The organism is Arthrobacter sp. FX8 (assembly GCF_026723805.1).
Taxonomy (GTDB): Bacteria; Actinomycetota; Actinomycetes; order Actinomycetales; family Micrococcaceae; genus Arthrobacter.
In genome coordinates, this window is the sequence record NZ_CP113505.1 from 550,304 (window position 1) to 567,452 (window position 17,149).

Annotated in this window: 12 protein-coding genes, 4 pseudogenes and 1 riboswitch; of the genes and pseudogenes, 13 read left to right on the forward strand and 3 right to left on the reverse strand. The window is 66.5% G+C overall.

Translation table 11 applies throughout. The features are described from left to right. Nucleotides 1–159 precede the first annotated feature (159 nt). Nucleotides 160–1,017, forward strand: a complete 858-nt coding sequence (locus OUO20_RS02535) for a nitrilase-related carbon-nitrogen hydrolase (RefSeq protein ID WP_056393439.1) — start codon at nt 160–162, stop codon at nt 1,015–1,017. A 6-nt stretch (nt 1,018–1,023) separates the two neighbouring features. On the opposite strand, the pseudogene OUO20_RS02540 reads toward OUO20_RS02535, so the two are convergent. Further along, nucleotides 1,024–2,642 (reverse strand): annotated as a pseudogene (locus tag OUO20_RS02540) (PucR family transcriptional regulator ligand-binding domain-containing protein). A gap of 214 nt (nt 2,643–2,856) precedes the next feature. On the opposite strand from OUO20_RS02540, the gene OUO20_RS02545 reads away from it, so the two are divergent. After that, nucleotides 2,857–4,287, forward strand: coding sequence for an amino acid permease (locus tag OUO20_RS02545; protein ID WP_018770235.1), 1,431 nt, complete (start codon nt 2,857–2,859; stop codon nt 4,285–4,287). Continuing rightward, complete coding sequence (locus OUO20_RS02550) at nt 4,284–6,020, forward strand: flavin monoamine oxidase family protein (RefSeq protein ID WP_268002795.1); 1,737 nt, start codon at nt 4,284–4,286, stop codon at nt 6,018–6,020. The genes OUO20_RS02545 and OUO20_RS02550 overlap by 4 nt, the downstream gene beginning before the upstream one ends. 16 nt (nt 6,021–6,036) lie before the next feature. Here OUO20_RS02550 and OUO20_RS02555 read toward each other — a convergent pair whose 3' ends face one another. Both OUO20_RS02555 and purU read right to left on the reverse strand, forming a co-directional pair. Continuing rightward, a complete protein-coding gene (locus OUO20_RS02555) occupies nt 6,037–6,555 on the reverse strand; it encodes a gamma carbonic anhydrase family protein (RefSeq protein WP_018770233.1) in 519 nt (172 codons plus the stop codon). 115 nt (nt 6,556–6,670) lie between these two features. Next, a complete protein-coding gene (gene purU, locus OUO20_RS02560; RefSeq protein ID WP_268002796.1) occupies nt 6,671–7,531 on the reverse strand; it encodes a formyltetrahydrofolate deformylase in 861 nt (286 codons plus the stop codon). A 43-nt stretch (nt 7,532–7,574) separates the two neighbouring features. Then, nucleotides 7,575–7,660, forward strand: a riboswitch (ZMP/ZTP riboswitch). A gap of 146 nt (nt 7,661–7,806) precedes the next feature. Between purU and glyA the strand changes: the two genes are divergently transcribed. The 10 genes and pseudogenes from glyA to OUO20_RS02610 all read left to right on the forward strand — a co-directional run bounded on the left by glyA (nt 7,807) and on the right by OUO20_RS02610 (nt 17,113). Next, nucleotides 7,807–9,105: a serine hydroxymethyltransferase gene (glyA, locus tag OUO20_RS02565; RefSeq protein WP_018770231.1), complete on the forward strand. Its 1,299-nt coding sequence runs from the start codon at nt 7,807–7,809 to the stop codon at nt 9,103–9,105. A gap of 3 nt (nt 9,106–9,108) precedes the next feature. Further along, a pseudogene (locus OUO20_RS02570) lies at nt 9,109–10,010 on the forward strand (bifunctional methylenetetrahydrofolate dehydrogenase/methenyltetrahydrofolate cyclohydrolase). A 161-nt stretch (nt 10,011–10,171) separates the two neighbouring features. After that, a pseudogene (locus tag OUO20_RS02575) lies at nt 10,172–11,112 on the forward strand (ABC transporter ATP-binding protein). Continuing rightward, on the forward strand, nt 11,105–11,989 hold the full coding sequence (locus OUO20_RS02580; protein ID WP_268002797.1) for an ABC transporter permease: 885 nt from the start codon (nt 11,105–11,107) through the stop codon (nt 11,987–11,989). The pseudogene OUO20_RS02575 and the gene OUO20_RS02580 overlap by 8 nt, the downstream one beginning before the upstream one ends. Then, nucleotides 11,986–12,831, forward strand: coding sequence for an ABC transporter permease (locus tag OUO20_RS02585; RefSeq protein WP_144600486.1), 846 nt, complete (start codon nt 11,986–11,988; stop codon nt 12,829–12,831). The genes OUO20_RS02580 and OUO20_RS02585 overlap by 4 nt, the downstream gene beginning before the upstream one ends. Before the next feature lie 77 nt (nt 12,832–12,908). After that, nucleotides 12,909–13,472 (forward strand): hypothetical protein, encoded by a 564-nt coding sequence (locus OUO20_RS02590; RefSeq protein ID WP_134164567.1) that lies wholly within the window; start codon nt 12,909–12,911, stop codon nt 13,470–13,472. A 91-nt stretch (nt 13,473–13,563) separates the two neighbouring features. Then, nucleotides 13,564–14,315: pseudogene (locus tag OUO20_RS02595) on the forward strand (exodeoxyribonuclease III). A 15-nt stretch (nt 14,316–14,330) separates the two neighbouring features. After that, complete coding sequence (trpS, locus tag OUO20_RS02600) at nt 14,331–15,374, forward strand: tryptophan--tRNA ligase (RefSeq protein ID WP_018770224.1); 1,044 nt, start codon at nt 14,331–14,333, stop codon at nt 15,372–15,374. Nucleotides 15,375–15,378: 4 nt separating this feature from the next. Beyond that, nucleotides 15,379–16,083 (forward strand): 2'-5' RNA ligase family protein, encoded by a 705-nt coding sequence (locus OUO20_RS02605; protein ID WP_268002799.1) that lies wholly within the window; start codon nt 15,379–15,381, stop codon nt 16,081–16,083. 58 nt (nt 16,084–16,141) lie between these two features. Next, nucleotides 16,142–17,113 (forward strand): YihY/virulence factor BrkB family protein, encoded by a 972-nt coding sequence (locus tag OUO20_RS02610; RefSeq protein WP_018770222.1) that lies wholly within the window; start codon nt 16,142–16,144, stop codon nt 17,111–17,113. Nucleotides 17,114–17,149 lie beyond the last annotated feature (36 nt).

Here is a 17,149-nt window from a genome sequence, read left to right on the forward strand (position 1 = left end):
TCATGAGTACCCTCCGCGGCATCTGTGCATTCCGTCCCGGCGCGCGGGCGCCCGGGTCCAAACGACCCACAATCCTCCGCTGGCGGCTGGTTAGGCTGGAACGAGAGATCAGTCGGGCCCAGCCATTTCAGATGGACGGGGATACAGAAGGTGGTAACGATGCTGCTGTCCGTCCTGCAGGCGAACGCCGTGGTCCTGGACGTCGAGGCCAACCTTCGGACCATCGACGACGCCGCCACCCGGGCTGCCCGTGCCGGTGCCCACCTGCTCCTGACGCCGGAGCTTTTCCCCGTGGGCTACGCCCCGCTGCGGGTGCGCGGCGACCTGGACCCGGCAACCTTTCCCGCTGTCCGCGAACGGCTGGCTGATATCGCCCGCCGTAACAGGATTGCCCTTGTCTACAGCCTGCCCGCCGAAGCGGCTGGGGACGGTGCGGGCGCTGGGGTCGCCGGCAGCCCCGCGTGGCACATTACAGCGACCCTGGTTGATGCCACGGGCACCGAACTCCTCAGGTATGCCAAGGTGCATCTGTTCGGCAATGAGGAACGCAAGGCGTTCGTGGCAGCCGCGCAACCTCCCGCCGTCGTGGATTTCGAGGGTGTCCGCACCTCCCTGCTGATCTGCTACGACATCGAGTTCCCCGAGGCCGCCCGGGCAGCGGCGGCCCGCGGCGCGGAACTGCTCCTGGTCCCCACTGCCCTGTCGGCCGGTTACGAGGCCGTGCCCCAGGTACTCATCCGGGCGCGGGCGCTGGAAAGCCAACTTTATGTTGCCTATGCCAACCACTGTGGGGTCGAGGACGCCTACACTTTCGGCGGCGGAAGCGTGGTGGCGGGACCCGACGGCAGGCTCCTCGCCGAAGCAGCGGACACCCCTGCAGTGCTTTTCGCGGAGATAGGCCCTGATGCGGTGCGCGCAGCCAGGGACGAGGTGCCGTACCTGCGGGAACGCCGGCCGGAGCTTTACCGGGAGTGGGAGGCCGGCCTGGCGCGGGAAGCAGGCCAGCAGGGCGGATAACTGCCTTCAGGCGCCGTTTCCCGCCGCCCCGCCGGTCAGCCCTTCGGTGTACTGCAGCGCAATCCAGAGCTCAGCCCGCACCTGCGCCTGGTTCAGGTCCATCCCCAGCAGGTCGGCAATGACGCCGATCTGCCGCCGCACGCTGTTGCGGTGCAGCCCCAGCAGCTTGGCGGAACCATCCCAGCTGCCGTTTTCGCCAAGCCAGCCACGCAGGACGGCCAGCAGCGGATCGCGCCGGTCCGGTTCGAGCGCCAGGACAGGATGGAGGAGCCGCTCGGCCAGCAAGGTTCCGGCCTCACGGCCCAGCAGGCCCGTGACCGACCAGGACACCTCGTCGGCCCGCAGGCTCTGTCCACTTCGCTGGACCCGGCTGCGCAGGGACGTGGCCCGTTGGTACGCGGCGGGAAGGCTAGTCAGCTCGGTGGGTTCGCCGATCACCAGGCGCCAGCCGAGCCTCTCGACGTCGGCAAGCAGCGCGTCGTCCACCTTGAGCCGGGTCAGCGCGGCGAACCCGTAGTCGGTGATCTCCACCAGCTTGGTGTCGAACATGCGCCGCCACTGCAGCAGTTCCCTGACGGGGCTGTCTCCCGCCGGCCACTCCGGGGCATCCACCTTGACGCCTTGAAGCACGCGGATGGGCGCGGACCGGGTGGAAGACAGGCTCTGCGCCAGCAGGTCCTTGAGCCCGTTGACGTGCTTGCTCCCGCCGGTGGTGAGGCTCTCGGGGTGCAGCAGGACGGCGGTGGCCAGCTGGCTGGGGGCGAGCGAGCCACTGGTTCGCTGCCGGACCAGCAGCTCCAGCAGTCCGACGGCGGACTGGACCACGTTGTTCTGGGCGGGGGTCAGCGGATCGTCCGAGCCCAGGATCAGGGCACCGAGGTTGGCGTCCCTGGTGCTCCGCAGCGGATGGCCCACCACCAGCGCCGAGCCGGGCTGGTCAAAGCCGTCCATTTCCACCCGGGGGCCACGGCCGGACAGCAGCCGTTCCAGCATGGGTTCCAGCAGGGAAAGTTCGACGGCGGTGCTCCCGCCGGCGCTGGTGCCCCGGGCCCGGACCCGGCCGTCCGCTCCCACCATCACGGCCCACACGGGCACGCGCTGGACCAGCGCAGCCAGCAGTTCGTGCTCCGGTTTGGGGGAGAGGACGGCGCGCATGAGCTGCCGGTTGGTCTCTGCCAGCTGCCGGAAGACCCTGGCGTTGTCGGTTTCCAGGAGCTGGGAAAACTGCAGGCCGATCGCCGCGAAGGGAAGCGACTCGGGCACCTCGAACAAGGTGAGGTTGTGCCGCCGGCACGCGTCGAGGACCACCTCCGGGACGGCGTCGAAGTACGGCCTGATCCCGAAGCCCAGGGCCGCCACCTTGGCCTCCACCAGCCGGCGGACATAGGCGTCCACGCTGGCGGGTGATCCCCCGTCACCAAGGAAGGGGAGGCCGGCGGTGAGCAGGAATTCCCCTCCGGAAGGTAGGGCGTGGGGTCCTCCAGCTCACTGGGCTCAACCCACCGCAGCAGCCGGCCGCCGCTGCCGCCGTCGTGAAGCATTGTCAACAGCGGCGGCAGCTGGTCGAGGAACTGCTGGAGGGTGACGAAGCTCAGCCGTCCTGACGTGGCCGGCTCAGCGGACATCATGTGCATTAAGTCTCATGGTGGATCACTATAAGTCATTTTGCACCGCGCTGAGAGTTGGCTCACATGCCAACCTTGGGAAGGGGAAACCGACAACTACTCTGAAGGGACGTCAACGGTGACTGTGCCTGTGACCACCGAACAAACTCTTGTGCCAAGCGGCGTGCGGCCCAGCCTCCGGACACAGCTGCTGCGCCGTAAACCGATCGGCCAGATGGTCAGCGAGGCCGGAACAGGCCAGGACGGCACTGGACTGGTTCGCAGTTTCGGCATCCTCCACCTGACCATGATCAGCGTGGGCGCCACCCTGGGGACCGGCATCCTGGTGATCCTTGGCGAGTCGGTTCCGTTGGCCGGCCCGGCCATCTGGATCTCTTTCGTCATCGCCGGCCTGGCCGCGCTGCTCTCCGCGGTGTCCTACGCCGAAATGGCAGGCCTGGTCCCCGTGGCGGGCTCCAGCTACTCCTACTCCTACGCCACTATGGGCGAGGGGATGGCCTGGATCTGCGGGTGGTGCCTTGTCCTTGAATACGCCGTCTCCGTCGCTGCCGTAGCTGTGGGGGCAGGGCAGTACGTCAACGAGGCGCTGGCAGCGTTCGGCCAGGTGCTGCCCGATGCCATGTCGCAGCCGCCCGGGGACGGCGGACTGGTGAACATCCCAGCGGTGGCCATCGTGGTGCTGGCCATGGTCCTGCTGGTCCGCGGCGCCCGTGAAAGCGCCTGGATCAACACCGCCGTCGTCATCATCAAGATCGGCATCCTGCTGTTCTTCTGCGCTGTTGCCTTTACTGCCTTCAACGCCGGCAACTTCGAACCGCTCCTTCCCATGGGTGCCGCAGGTGTGTCCGCGGCCGCTTCCCGGGTGTTCTTTTCCTACATCGGTTTCGACGCGGCATCCACTGCGGGCGAAGAGGCCAGGAACCCCAAACGCGATCTTCCCCGCGCCATCCTGCTGTCCATGGTGATCGTCACCAGCATCTACGTCCTCGTGGCCGTCGCCGCCATCGGTGCCCGGCCCTGGGGCTGGTTCGACGGCACCGAAGCCGCCCTGGTCCAGATCCTGGAGGAGACCACCAACCAGCCGTGGATCGCCTTGGTCTTTTCGGTCGGCGCTGTCCTTGCGATCGCCAGCATCGTGCTCACGGTCCTGTATGGCCAAACCCGCATCCTGCTCTCGATGTCCCGGGACGGCCTGGTGCCCGAGGTCTTTGGACGCGTCTCCGCCCGGACCGGCACCCCGGCCGCGGGAACCCTGATTGTCGGCACCGCCGTCGCACTCACCGCGGGCCTGGTCCCGCTCGGCGCCCTCGCCGATGCCACCAGCATCGGAACCCTGTTCGCCTTCGCGCTGGTCAATGTCGCCGTCATCTACCTGCGGCGCAACCGGCCGGACCTCAAGCGAAGCTTCCGGGTGCCGCTGTATCCCTTGACTCCCGTGCTGGGCACGCTGATGTGCGCCTACCTGATGGCCAACCTTGGAGCCGATACCTGGGTTGTCTTTGGTGCCTGGATGCTGGTGGGGATCGCCATCTACTTCGGCTATGGACGCCGGAACTCGAAGGTAGCGGCTCTCAGTGAGCTCGACTACCGTGAACTGACCGCCAAGGCCCCACGCCAGGAACCTGTGAAAGCAGAACTATCATGACAACCGCAACCGAACTGCCGGCCTTCGACCCCTCCAGCACCTCAGCGGCTCCCGCAGACGCCGCCGGACGGGGCATCGCCGGAAACGCGGCCCCCATCACCATGCTGAACCCCGACTTTCCGTTCAGCTACGACCACTACCTGGCCCACCCCGATGGCCTGGGTTCCGTCCCGCCGGAGCTTTACGGCACGGAAGTTGCCGTTATCGGCGCCGGCCTCTCCGGCCTGGTGACCGCCTATGAACTGATGAAACTGGGACTGCGGCCCGTGGTCTATGAAGCGGACCAGATCGGCGGGCGGCTCCGCACCGCCGCCTTCCCCGCAGCGCCCGGAGTGGTGGCGGACCTGGGCGGGATGCGCTTCCCGGTATCGGGCAAGGCCTTCTACCATTACGTGGACCTGCTGGGCCTGGAGACCCAGGAGTTCCCAAACCCCCTCGCCGAGGCCACGTCCAGCACCGTGATCGAGCTGGCCGGCAAGAAGCACTATGCGGAGAAGCCGGGCGACCTTCCGCCGTTCTTCCGCGAGGTGGCCGACGCCTGGAAGGCCGCGGTCAATGACGGCGCCAAGTTCGTCGAAATGCAGGACGCCATCCGTGCCCGGGACATGGCCCGCATCAAGGACCTCTGGAACGAACTGCTGCCGCTCATGGACGAGCAGACCTTCTACGGCTTCATCGCAGCCAGCGAGTCCTTCAAGAAGGCAGGCTTCGCCCACCGGGAGGCCTTTGGCCAGGTGGGGTTCGGCACCGGCGGCTGGGACACCGACTTCCCCAACTCCATCCTGGAAATCCTTCGCGTGGTCTACACCGACGCGGACGACCAGCACCGGCTGATCCGCGGGGGAGCACAGCGCCTGCCCGAGGCACTCTGGCAGCACGCGCCGTCGGACATGGTGCACTGGCCCGCCGGCACCTCCCTTTCCTCGCTGCACTCCGGATCGCCCCGCGGTGCCGTGGGAAGGATCAGCCGCGACCCGGACGGGAACCTGCGGATCCGTGAACGCTGGGGCCGCGAGGCCAGCTACCCGGCGGTGGTGACCACCTGCCAGTCCTGGCTGCTGTCCACCCGGATCCACACGGAGGAGGCCTTGTTCCCGGCCGAGCTGTGGACCGCGATGGAGCGCTCGCACTACATGCAGTCCTCCAAGACGTTCGTCATGGTGGACCGGCCGTTCTGGAAGGACATCGACCCGGACACCGGCAACGAGGTCCTGTCCATGACGCTGACCGACAGGCTGAACCGCGCCACCTACCTGCTGGACAACGGCCCGGACCAGCCCGCCGTCATCCTGCTCTCCTACACCTGGAACGACGACGCGCTGAAGTGGCTGGCCCTGGACGCCGACGAACGCGTGGAACTGATGCTGCACTCGCTCGAACAGATCTACCCCGGAGTGGACATCGCAGGGCACATCGTGGGCCAGCCCATCACCGTGTCCTGGGAGGCGGACCCCAACTTCATGGGTGCCTTCAAAGCCAACCTCCCCGGCCACTACCGCTACCAGCAGAGGCTGTTCACCCACTTCAAGCAGGACAAACTGCCGGAGTCCCAGCGCGGCATCTTCCTGGCCGGCGACGACGTCTCCTTCACCGCCGGCTGGGCGGAAGGCGCCGTCACCACGGGGCTGAACGCGGTGTGGGGCGTGGTGAAGCACCTGGGCGGGTCCTCCGCGCCGGGCAACCCCGGCCCGGGCGACCTGCTGGACGAGTTCGGGCCCATCAGCCTGGACTGATCCAGGCCGGACTGGGTCAGGCGTGGAGCTCGCGGTGCTTCGCCGCGAGTTCCACGTAGCGCGCCGCATTGGCGCGGACGCCGTCGAACTCTTCATCCGTGAGTTCGCGGCGCACCTTGGCGGGCACGCCCGCCACCAGCGACCGGGGCGGAACCACCGTTCCTTCAAGCACGACGGCGCCGGCCGCCACCAGCGAGCCGGCGCCGATCACGGCGCCGTTGAGGACGGTGGCGCCCATGCCGATCAGGCAGTCGTCCTCCACCGTGCAGCCATGGACGACGGCGGCGTGCCCCACGCTGACCCGTTCGCCCACCGTGCAGGGGAAGCCGGGGTCGGCGTGCAGCACCACGTTGTCCTGCAGGTTGCTGCCGGCACCCACGGTGATGGCCGCGGTGTCGGCGCGGACGGAGACGCCGTAGAAGGCACTGGAATCCGGTCCCAGGCTGGCGTTGCCGATGATCGAGGCCGACGGGGCTACGAACGCTGAGTCATGGACAGCCGGGGAATTTCCGGCGAAAGGGTACAGAGGAGCCATGGCTTCACCCTAAGCCACCCCTGCACCCAACTGACTCGCAGTAGATGCCGTTTTGAGGCCCCAAAACGGCATCTACTGCTACCTAGTTGAAGAGCGCGTCAGTTGAAGACCACCGTCAGTTGAAGACCACTGTTCGGTTGCCGTCCAGGAGCACGCGGTGCTCGGCGTGCCACTGCACGGCCTGGACCAGCGTGCGCCCCTCCACGTCGCGGCCCATCTGCACGAACTGCTCAGGGGTGCGGGCGTGGTCCACCCGGATGACTTCCTGTTCGATGATGGGCCCCTCATCCAGGGCGGCCGTCACATAGTGAGCCGTGGCACCGATCAGCTTCACGCCGCGGGCATGTGCCTGGTGGTACGGCTTGGCGCCCTTGAAGGAGGGCAGGAACGAGTGGTGGATGTTGATGGCCTTGCCGGTCAGCTCGGTGCAGAGTTCATTGGAGAGGATCTGCATGTAGCGGGCCAGCACGGTCAACTCGATATCGTGCTCCGCGATGATGGCGCGAAGTTTGTCCTCCGCCTGCACCTTGGTGTCCTTGGTCACCGGGATGTAGTGGAAGGGGATGCCGTAGAACTCGGCCAGCCCGGCGAGATCCTGGTGGTTGGACACAATGGCGGGAATCTCAATGGGCAGGGTGCCCGAGCGCTGCTGGAACAGCAGGTCGTTGAGGCAGTGGGCAGAAGTGCTGGCCATAACCAGGGTGCGCACCTTGTCGCCAACAGTATTGAGGTTCCACTGCATGGAGAAGGCCTCCGCCACTGGCTCCAGCGCGGCATGGAGCTCCGACTTGGGGGCTGCCGTGGTCACCTCAACGCGCATGAAGAAGTTCCCGGTTGAAGGGCTGCCGTACTGCTGCGAATCCGTGATGTTGCACCCCGCCACCAGCAGCGCTCCGGCCACCGCGTGGACGATTCCGGGACGGTCCGGGCAGGACAGGGTTACAACGTACGCTTGGTTCAGCTGCTCTTCATTCACGCGTAATAGCCTACCCGCGCCGGGGGCGCCGGTTTTGGTAGGCTGGGATGGTCGCAACTGGCGTTGGGTGGCTAACCACCAGGGAGCGGCAATCACGAAGACCACGGATCGTACGCCTGGGCCGAGGGTCATGTTTTGCCGGAAATGGGGCTGCACCCGCGTCAGCGCAGCAGCGCCATGCCGAGCTTTCACGCCCTGTCATCAACGCGGTGCGAAAGTGCGCCACCCGGTAGCCTGACCTAAGCAGTGCCCATATCCCTAGCCAGGAGTTCTCCGTGACTACTACAGCCACCTCAACCACAGCCGTGAGCAACCAGCCGTTGGCTGAGCTCGATCCCGAAATTGCAGCAGTGCTGGACCAGGAGCTCGGCCGCCAGCGCGGCACCCTGGAGATGATTGCCTCCGAAAACTTTGCGCCCCGCGCCGTGATGGAAGCCCAGGGCTCCGTCCTCACCAACAAGTACGCCGAGGGCTACCCGGGCCGCCGCTACTACGGCGGCTGTGAATACGTCGACATCGCAGAGCAGCTGGCCATCGACAGGGTCAAGGCACTGTTCGGCGCCGAATACGCCAACGTCCAGCCGCACTCCGGCGCGCAGGCCAACGCCGCCGCCCTCTCCGCCATGATCACCCCGGGCGACAAGATCCTGGGCCTTTCCCTGGCCCACGGCGGGCACCTGACCCACGGCATGAAGCTGAACTTCTCCGGCAAGCTGTACCAGGTGGCCGCCTACCAGGTTGAGGAAGACACCTTCCGCATCGACATGGACAAGCTCCGCGAGCAGGCCATCGCCGAAAAGCCGCAGGTCATCATCGCCGGCTGGTCCGCCTACCCGCGCCACTTGGACTTCGCTGCCTTCCGTTCCATCGCCGATGAAGTGGGCGCGCTGCTCTGGACCGACATGGCACACTTCGCAGGCCTGGTGGCCGCCGGACTGCACCCGAGCCCGGTGCCGCACTCCGACGTCGTCACCTCCACCGTGCACAAGACCCTGGCAGGGCCCCGCTCGGGTGTGATCCTGGCCAAGGAACAGTGGGCCAAGAAGCTGAACTCCAGCGTCTTCCCGGGCCAGCAGGGCGGGCCGCTGATGCACGTCATCGCCGCCAAGGCCGTGGCCTTCAAGATTGCCGGCACGCAGGAATTCAAGGAGCGCCAGGAGCGCGTCCTGGAAGGCGCCCGGATCATCGCCGACCGCCTGAACCAGGCCGACGTGTCAGAGGCCGGCGTCTCCGTCCTCACCGGCGGCACGGACGTCCACCTGGTGCTCGTGGACCTTCGCAACTCGCAGCTGGACGGCCAGCAGGCAGAAGACCTGCTGCACTCGGTGGGCATCACCGTCAACCGCAACGCCGTGCCGTTCGACCCCCGCCCGCCGATGGTCACCTCCGGCCTGCGCATCGGCACCCCGGCCCTGGCCACCCGCGGCTTCGGTGCCGCCGAATTCACCGAGGTGGCCGAGATCATTGCCACCGCCCTCAAGGCAGGCACCAGCACCGACGTCGAGGCCCTGCAGGCCCGCGTGGACAAACTGGCAGCCGACTTCCCGCTCTACCCGCAGCACGAGCAGTGGTAACCGATGGCTGAAACCACAACCGCACAGATCCTTGACGGCAAGGCTACCGCCGCCGCCATCAAGGCCGAGCTGACCGAACGCGTGGCCGCACTCAAGGCCAAGGGCGTCACGCCCGGCATCGCCACTGTGCTGGTGGGAGCGGACCCCGCCTCGCAGCTGTACGTGTCCATGAAGCACAAGCAGTCCGAGCAGATCGGGATGAACTCCATCCAGCGTGAGCTTCCGGCCGATGCCACGCAGGAACAGGTGGAGGCCCTCATTGACGAACTCAATGCGGACCCGGCCTGCCACGGCTACATTGTGCAGTTGCCGCTGCCCAAGCACCTGGACACGGACGCCATCCTGGAGCGCATCGATCCCGCCAAGGATGCCGACGGCCTGCACCCCACCAACCTTGGCCGGCTTGTGCTGAACGTCAACAACAAGATCACCACGCCGCTGCCGTGCACCCCCGCGGGGTCATCGAGCTCCTGGAGCGCAACGGATACAGCCTGGCAGGCAAGCACGTTGTGGTGGTGGGGCGCGGCGTCACGATCGGCCGCTCAATCGGCCTGCTGCTCACGCGGCGCGAGGTGAACGCCACCGTGACCCTGACCCATACCGGGACCAGGAACCTGTCAGAACTGCTCCGGCAGGCGGACGTCATCGTGGGCGCGGCCGGTGTGAAGCACATCGTCAAGGCCGCGGACGTAAAGCCGGGCGCGGCGGTGCTGGATGTCGGCGTTACCCGCGAGACCGATCCGGACACCGGCAAGAGCCGCGTCTACGGCGACATCGATCCCGCCGCCGCCGATGTGGCCGGCTGGATTTCGCCGAACCCCGGGGGCGTCGGTCCCATGACCGTGGCGCTGCTGATGACCAACGTGGTGGAGGCCGCCGAACGCGCGGCAGCCAACGCGCACTAGTCCCCGGCACTAAGTGCACGACGGCGGCACGGTACCTTCCGCAGGGAAGGCGCCGTGCCGCCGTCGTCCGTTTCAACGTAACTGCAAGCACACTTCCACCTGCGCCGCGCCTCCACTAGTCTGCACAGGTGCACAACCACGCCCTTACCCCCTCCGGCACGATGACCGGGGGCCCGCCGTCCGGCACCGTCATCTCCGCCGAAAACCTGGCCAAGACCTACGGCGACGTGGCCGCCGTGGACGGCATCTCGTTCACCGTGCAAGCGGGGAGTCCTTCGGCCTCCTGGGGCCCAACGGGGCGGGCAAATCCACCACCATGAAGATGATCGGCGGCGTGACCCGCCGGTCCGCCGGCCGGCTCACCATCATGGGCCTGGACCCGGACACGCACGGACCCGAGGTACGCGCCCACCTGGGCGTGGTTCCGCAGCAGGACAACCTGGACGAGGAACTCCGCGTCCGCGACAACCTCCTGGTCTACGGCCGCTACTTCGGCCTGCCCATGAGCTACCTCAGGCCCAAGGCCGATGAACTGCTGGAGTTCGCACAGCTGACGGACAAAGCGAGATCCAAGGTGGACGCGCTCTCCGGCGGCATGAAACGCCGCCTGACCATCGCCCGTTCCCTGATCAACGAGCCGCAGATCCTGCTGCTGGACGAGCCCACCACGGGCCTGGATCCCCAGGCCCGGCACATCCTGTGGGACCGCCTGTTCCGGCTCAAGGAGCAGGGCGTCACGCTGATCCTCACCACCCATTACATGGATGAGGCCGAGCAGCTCTGCGACCGGCTGATCGTGGTGGACAAGGGCCGGATCATGGCCGAGGGCTCGCCCGCGCAGCTGATCCGCGGGCATTCCACCCGGGAGGTGGTGGAACTGCGGTTTGGTTCCGAGCGGAACGCCGCAATCGCGTCCCGGCTGGAAGGCATCGGGGAACGGCTTGAGGTGCTGCCGGACCGGGTGCTGATGTACGCGCACGACGGCGAGTCAGCCCTTGAGCAGGTGTCGGCCCGCGGCCTGAGGCCGCTGACATCGCTGGTCCGGCGGTCGTCGCTGGAGGATGTGTTCCTTCGGCTCACCGGCAGGAGCCTCATTGACTGATAGGCAGGCGTCCGGGCGGCAGCCGACCGGAGGGCAGGGAGGGGCCGCGCAGCCGGGCGGCCTGCGCGCGCATGCGCCGGCGGTTTCGGCGGCAAGGGCGCGGCGCTGGGGCTCCTTCTACTATGCCGAGCAGGTGCTCCGGGTGATGAAGGGTTACAGCTGGTCCATCCTGATGTACAGCGTGGGCCAACCGGTGGCGTACCTCTTCGCCATGGGGGTGGGACTGGCCACCCTGGTGGATACCGGCAACGCGGCCTTTGGCGGCGTGTCCTACCTCGCCTTTATCGCCCCGGCGCTGCTGGTGTCCGCCGCCGTGATGACGGCAGCCAACGAGTTCACTTTTCCCGTCATGGCAGGGTTCAAATGGCGCCGGGTCTACTACGGCCCGCACGCGTCGCCGCTGACGCCGCAGCAGATCGCCGCCGGGCAGGTCATGGCCGTGACGCTGCGCCTGGTGCTGCAGTCGGCCATCTACTTCGCGGCCGTGGCACTGTTCGGTGCCTCGCCGTCGGGCTGGGGCTGGGCCGGGATACTGGTGGCCACCCTGACAGGGCTGGCCTTCGGGCTGCCGCTGATGGCATATTCCGCATCGATCACCGAAGACAAGGGGCAGTTCGCACTGGTGATGCGGTTCATCGTGATGCCGCTCTTCCTGTTCTCCGGGACGTTCTTCCCGCTGGACAACCTGCCGTTGGCGGTCCGCTGGGTGGGCTGGATTTCGCCCATCTGGCATGGCACCGAACTGGGCCGGGTGCTCAGCTTCGGATACCGCGAACCGGCGATCCTCAGCGTGCTCCATGCGGCCGTCCTGGCGGGGTTGGCAGTCACCGGCTGGGTCCTGACGCGGCGCCGGTTTGCCCTGAGGATGGGCCAGTGAGCACATTTTCCGGTCCCGCCGGCGCCTCCCGGAGCGCCGCGGAGCAAGCCCGCAGCCGCACTTTCGGGCCCCTGTATTCAGGCAATGCCAGGGCAGTCATTGCCCGTGGGCTGATGGCCACACGGAGCACCAACTGGCTGGTGATGCTGTCCGGGTTCTTCGAGCCGGTGCTGTTCCTCCTTTCCATGGGGGTGGGACTGGGCGCCATCGTTGGCAGCGTCCAGGGACCCAACGGAACCACCATCAGCTATGCGGCCTACATCGCACCGGCACTGCTGGCCGTCTCCGCGATGAACGGCGCCGTCTATGACTCCACCTGGAACGTCTTCTTCAAGATGAACTTCGCCAAGCTCTACCAGGGCATGCTGTATACGTCCCTGGGCCCGCTGGACGTGGCGCTTGGCGAGATCTTCCTGGCCCTGCTGCGGGGGATGCTCTACGCCACCGGCTTCACTGCGGTCATGGGCATCATGGGACTGATCACCACGCCCTGGGCACTGCTGATGATCCCCGCCTCGGTGCTGATCGCCTTTGGGTTCGCCAGCCTGGGCATGGGCATCACCAGCTTCCTCAAGACCTTCCAGCAGATGGACTGGATCAACTTCATCCTGCTGCCCATGTTCCTGTTCAGCGCCACGTTCTACCCGCTCAGCGTCTACCCACAGCCCATCCAGTGGTTCATCCAGGCCATGCCGCTCTGGCACGGGGTGGAACTGCTGCGGCAGATCAGTGTGGGCACTTTTACGGCTGCCACGCCACTGCATGTTGGCTACTACCTGGTGATGACCGCCGTCGGCATGCTGCTGACCACGCTGCGCCTGCGGAGTTTGTTCCTGAAATAGCCTGCCCGGCCAGCTGCCCTGTTCGCCGGGGGTGGAAGGCGGCGGGAGCACAGTCCGCCGTTTGAGACAATGGCTGCATGCGAACTTTGGGCAGCTCCTCGTCATCTTCCAAACCCGCCCGGGGCGGTTTTTCCATGTTCCGGATCAGCGGGCCGGGCCTGATGGTCCTGGTGACGGCGTTCATTGTGGCCGTGATCTTCGCCGCAAACCAGAACGACGTGGTGGGCTGGGTTGTCGCCATCATCGCCGCCTTCTGGCTGGCACTGGCTGCGTTCGTGGTCTTCAGCATCCAGCGGGCCGCCAGGAAAGCGGGCGCAAAGCTGTCCGAAGCCCAGAGCGCCTTCAACACCGCCACCGGCCGCGTACCGGCCCGCACCTCCGCCGACCACGGCGGCACCCGGGTGGTCTACGAACGTTCCGAGGCAGACGAGGTGCGCGACCTGAAGCTGGACCATTCCTTCAAGATCGTCCAGGTGCAGGTCCGCGTGGTGGAGGAGGAGCGGGCCAAGGGCGCCGCCGCCAACCAGGACACGATCAACCGCGCACTTGAAACCATCGAGATCACAGCCACCAACGCCCGGGACATGATCAAGTCCTCCGGCGGCAGCGGGGAGCCGGTGACCGGAACCATCATCGACTAGAGTGGAGCGGGTGAGCTCGGCATTGAACAAGGACCACCTTCGCATCGCATCCGTCAACGTAAACGGCCTCCGGGCTGCCTACAAGAACGGTATGGCGGCCTGGCTTGAGCCGCGGGAAGTGGACATCCTCTGCCTGCAGGAGGTCCGAGCCCCTGACGCCGTCGTCCGGCAACTGCTGGGGGAGGACTGGCATATCCTGCACGCGGAAGCGGAAGCAAAAGGCCGTGCCGGCGTCGCCATTGCCTCCCGCCAGGAGCCCCTGGCCACCAGGAACGGCATCGGGGACGACTACTTCGCCACCGCCGGGCGCTGGGTTGAAGCCGACTTCCGCGTCCCCGACGCCGCAGGGAACCCCGTGCAGCTCACGGTTGCCAGCGCCTATGTGCATTCCGGTGAAGTGGGGACGCCCAAGCAGGATGACAAGTTCCGTTTCCTGGACGTCATGAGCACCCGCCTGCCGGAACTGACCAAGCACAGCGACCACGCCCTGGTGGTGGGCGACCTCAACGTGGCGCACACCCCCGTGACATCAGGAACTCCAAGGGCAACCTCAAGAAGGCCGGGCACCTGCCGGAGGAACGTGCCTACTTCGACCGGTTCTTCGGTGAGGAGATCGGCTGGCATGACGTCCACCGGACCCTGGCCGGGGATGTCGACGGGCCCTACACATGGTGGTCCTGGCGCGGCAAGGCATTCGACAACGACACCGGCTGGCGCATCGACTACCACATGGCCACCCCCGAACTGGCGGCCTCCGCCATTTCGGCTGTCGTGGACCGTGCAGCCTCCTGGGACACCCGCTTCTCCGATCACGCCCCGCTGGTAGTGGATTACCAGCTCTAAGCCCGAAAGTTTTCCATGACCAGCCAGACTTCCTCCACTGCCAAGAAGCGCATCCTTTCCGGTGCCAAGCCCACCGCCGACTCCCTGCACCTGGGCAACTACATCGGTGCCGTGCGCAACTGGGTGGACATGCAGGCGGAGTACGACGCCGTCTTTTTCATCCCGGACCTGCACGCCATCACAGTGGACTTCGACCCCGCCGAGCTGGCCAAGCGGACCCGCATTGTGGCTGCCCAGTACATCGCGGCCGGCATCGACCCGGACAAGAGCATCTTCTTCGTCCAGTCCCATGTTCCCGAGCATGCGCAGCTTGCGTGGGCGCTGAACTGCATTACCGGGTTTGGCGAGGCTTCCCGGATGACCCAGTTCAAGGACAAAACCCAGAAGTCCGGCGCGGACTCCGCAACACTGGGCCTGTTCGCCTACCCCACCCTGATGGCCGCGGACATTCTCCTGTACCAGAGCGACCTCGTGCCCGTCGGCGAGGACCAGCGGCAGCACCTGGAACTGACGCGGAACCTGGCGCAGCGTTTCAATACCCGGTTCGGCCACACCTTCACGGTTCCGGAGGCCACGATCGTCAAGGAAAGCGCCAAGATCTACGACCTCCAGAATCCCAGCGCCAAGATGTCCAAGACGGGGGAGTCGCCCAACGGTGCCATCCAGCTGCTGGAGGATCCCAAGATCGCAGCCAAGCGCATCAAGTCGGCAGTGACCGACGCCGGCACGGACATCCGCTTCGACCCTGAGGAAAAGCCCGGCGTGTCCAACCTGCTGACCATCTACTCCTCGCTGACGGGCAAGTCCGTGGCGGAGCTTGAAGCCGAGTACCAAGGCAAGATGTACGGCCACCTCAAGGTAGACCTCGCCGAAGTCGTGGTGGACTTCATCACCCCGCTGCGCAACCGGACCAATGAGCTGATGGCAGATCCCGCCGAGCTTGACCGGCTGCTGGCCCTTGGCGCTGAGCGGGCCCGCGAGATCGCCTCCGTCACCCTGGCCCAGGTCTACGAGCGCATGGGCTTCCTGCCGTCCCTCAGCCTCGCGGGAGTCCGCTAGCGCCATGTCTTCGGGAAAAGTCACCGCCAGGGGAGGTGCCTGCTCTGCCGGCCAGGTGGAGCAGACCCTGGCTGACCGCTTGGGAGACCAGCCAGGCCGGAATGCGGCGGCGAACCATGAGGTGGCCCGCAGCGAAGAGGTCAGCGTGGGCGTCATCCTGGGCTTTCCATCAGACATCGCCGAAGAGCTGCAGCGCTGGCGGGCGTCGTTCGGTGACCCGCTGGCGGACGTGGTACCGGCCCACATTACGCTGGTCACCACCACCCCCACCCAGGACTGGGAAGCGACCCTCCGGCATGTCCGCGAAGTGGCCCGCTGCCAGAGCCCGTTCATGGTGACCATCGCCGGGACCGGAACTTTCCGGCCCGTTTCCCCCGTAGTCTTCATCAATGTGGAGGACGGGTTCGAGCACTGCGTGGACCTGCACCGCAGGCTCCAGCAGGGCCCACTCCACCGTGAACTGCCCTTTGCCTACCATCCGCACGTCACCATCGCCCACGACGTCGCCCCGGAAAGCCTTGACGAGGCCGAAACGGTGCTGAAGAACTACAAGGCCACCTTCCCTGTGGTTAGCATGGGACTCTACGAGCACGATGCCGACGGCATCTGGCAGCTACGGGAAGAGCTGGACTTTGGGACCGAAACTGACAACAACGCCGGCACCCGGTTCACGGACGCTGCCGCGGACACCCCAACCGACGCAGGGTAACCAGCAGCCGCTGCCCACCGAGCAGGCCAGGCTGAAGCTGGAGGTCATCCAAAAGCGGATGGAATGGAACCGGGCGCGCAGGTCCGGCAAAAAATTCGGTGCCCTGATGGCCTTGGTTCAGTGGCTCACCGCCCGCCTGAACGTCCTGCGCCCCATGCGCGCCTTCCGGCACTACACCCTCCACTACGGGCCGCTGATGAGCGCCGGCATCGGCTTCAACATGTTTTTCTCCGTCACAGGCCTGCTGGCCACCGGCTTCTCCATCGCCGGGCTGGTCCTCAGCGGCCAGCCGGCGCTGCTGGACACCGTTATCGGCAGCGTGGCCGCCAGCGCACCGGGCCTACTGAAAGTCAACGGCGGACCGGGGCTGGTGGACCCCAAGGACATGCTGGATCCCAACGGCCTCGGCTGGACCGCGGTCATCGGTGCGCTGGTAACGGTGGTCACATCACTCGGTTGGATCAACGGCCTCCGGGACGGCCTGCGCGGCGTCCTGCAGCTGCCGCCGCTGATCGTCAATCCCATCGTGATGAAGCTGCGCGACGCCGGAACCCTGCTGCTGCTGGGCGTGGCCCTGGTGATCAGCGGCGGTGCATCGCTGGTGTTCGGCACGCTGGCGGGTTGGGTAGCGGACTTCCTGCACCTCAGCGACGCCTTGGCCGGCCCGCTGACCACCTCCGTCAAAATTGTCGTCCCGCTGGTCCTGAACTGGGTCACGGCGCTGATCATGTTCCGGTTGGCCGCGGGGCTCAAGCTGTCCCGCCAGGCACTGGTCGAAGGCACCGGCCTGGCAGCCGTGGGCACCACCATACTGCAGATCTTCAGCACTGAACTTCTTGGCGGGGCCAGCCGCAATCCCATCCTGGCGCCGTTTGCCATCATCATCGGCCTGCTCATCTGGTTCAACCTCGTCAGCCAGGTCTACCTTGTCTCGGCAGGATGGGCAGCCGTCCGTGAAGCGGACCTGGAGTCGGACGCTCCTCCGCGCAAGACGATCCTCGGCGCACGCCGAACCACGCCCCAAACCTGACGCGCGCCCGGCCGTAGAATTGTCCGGCCCTCCAGC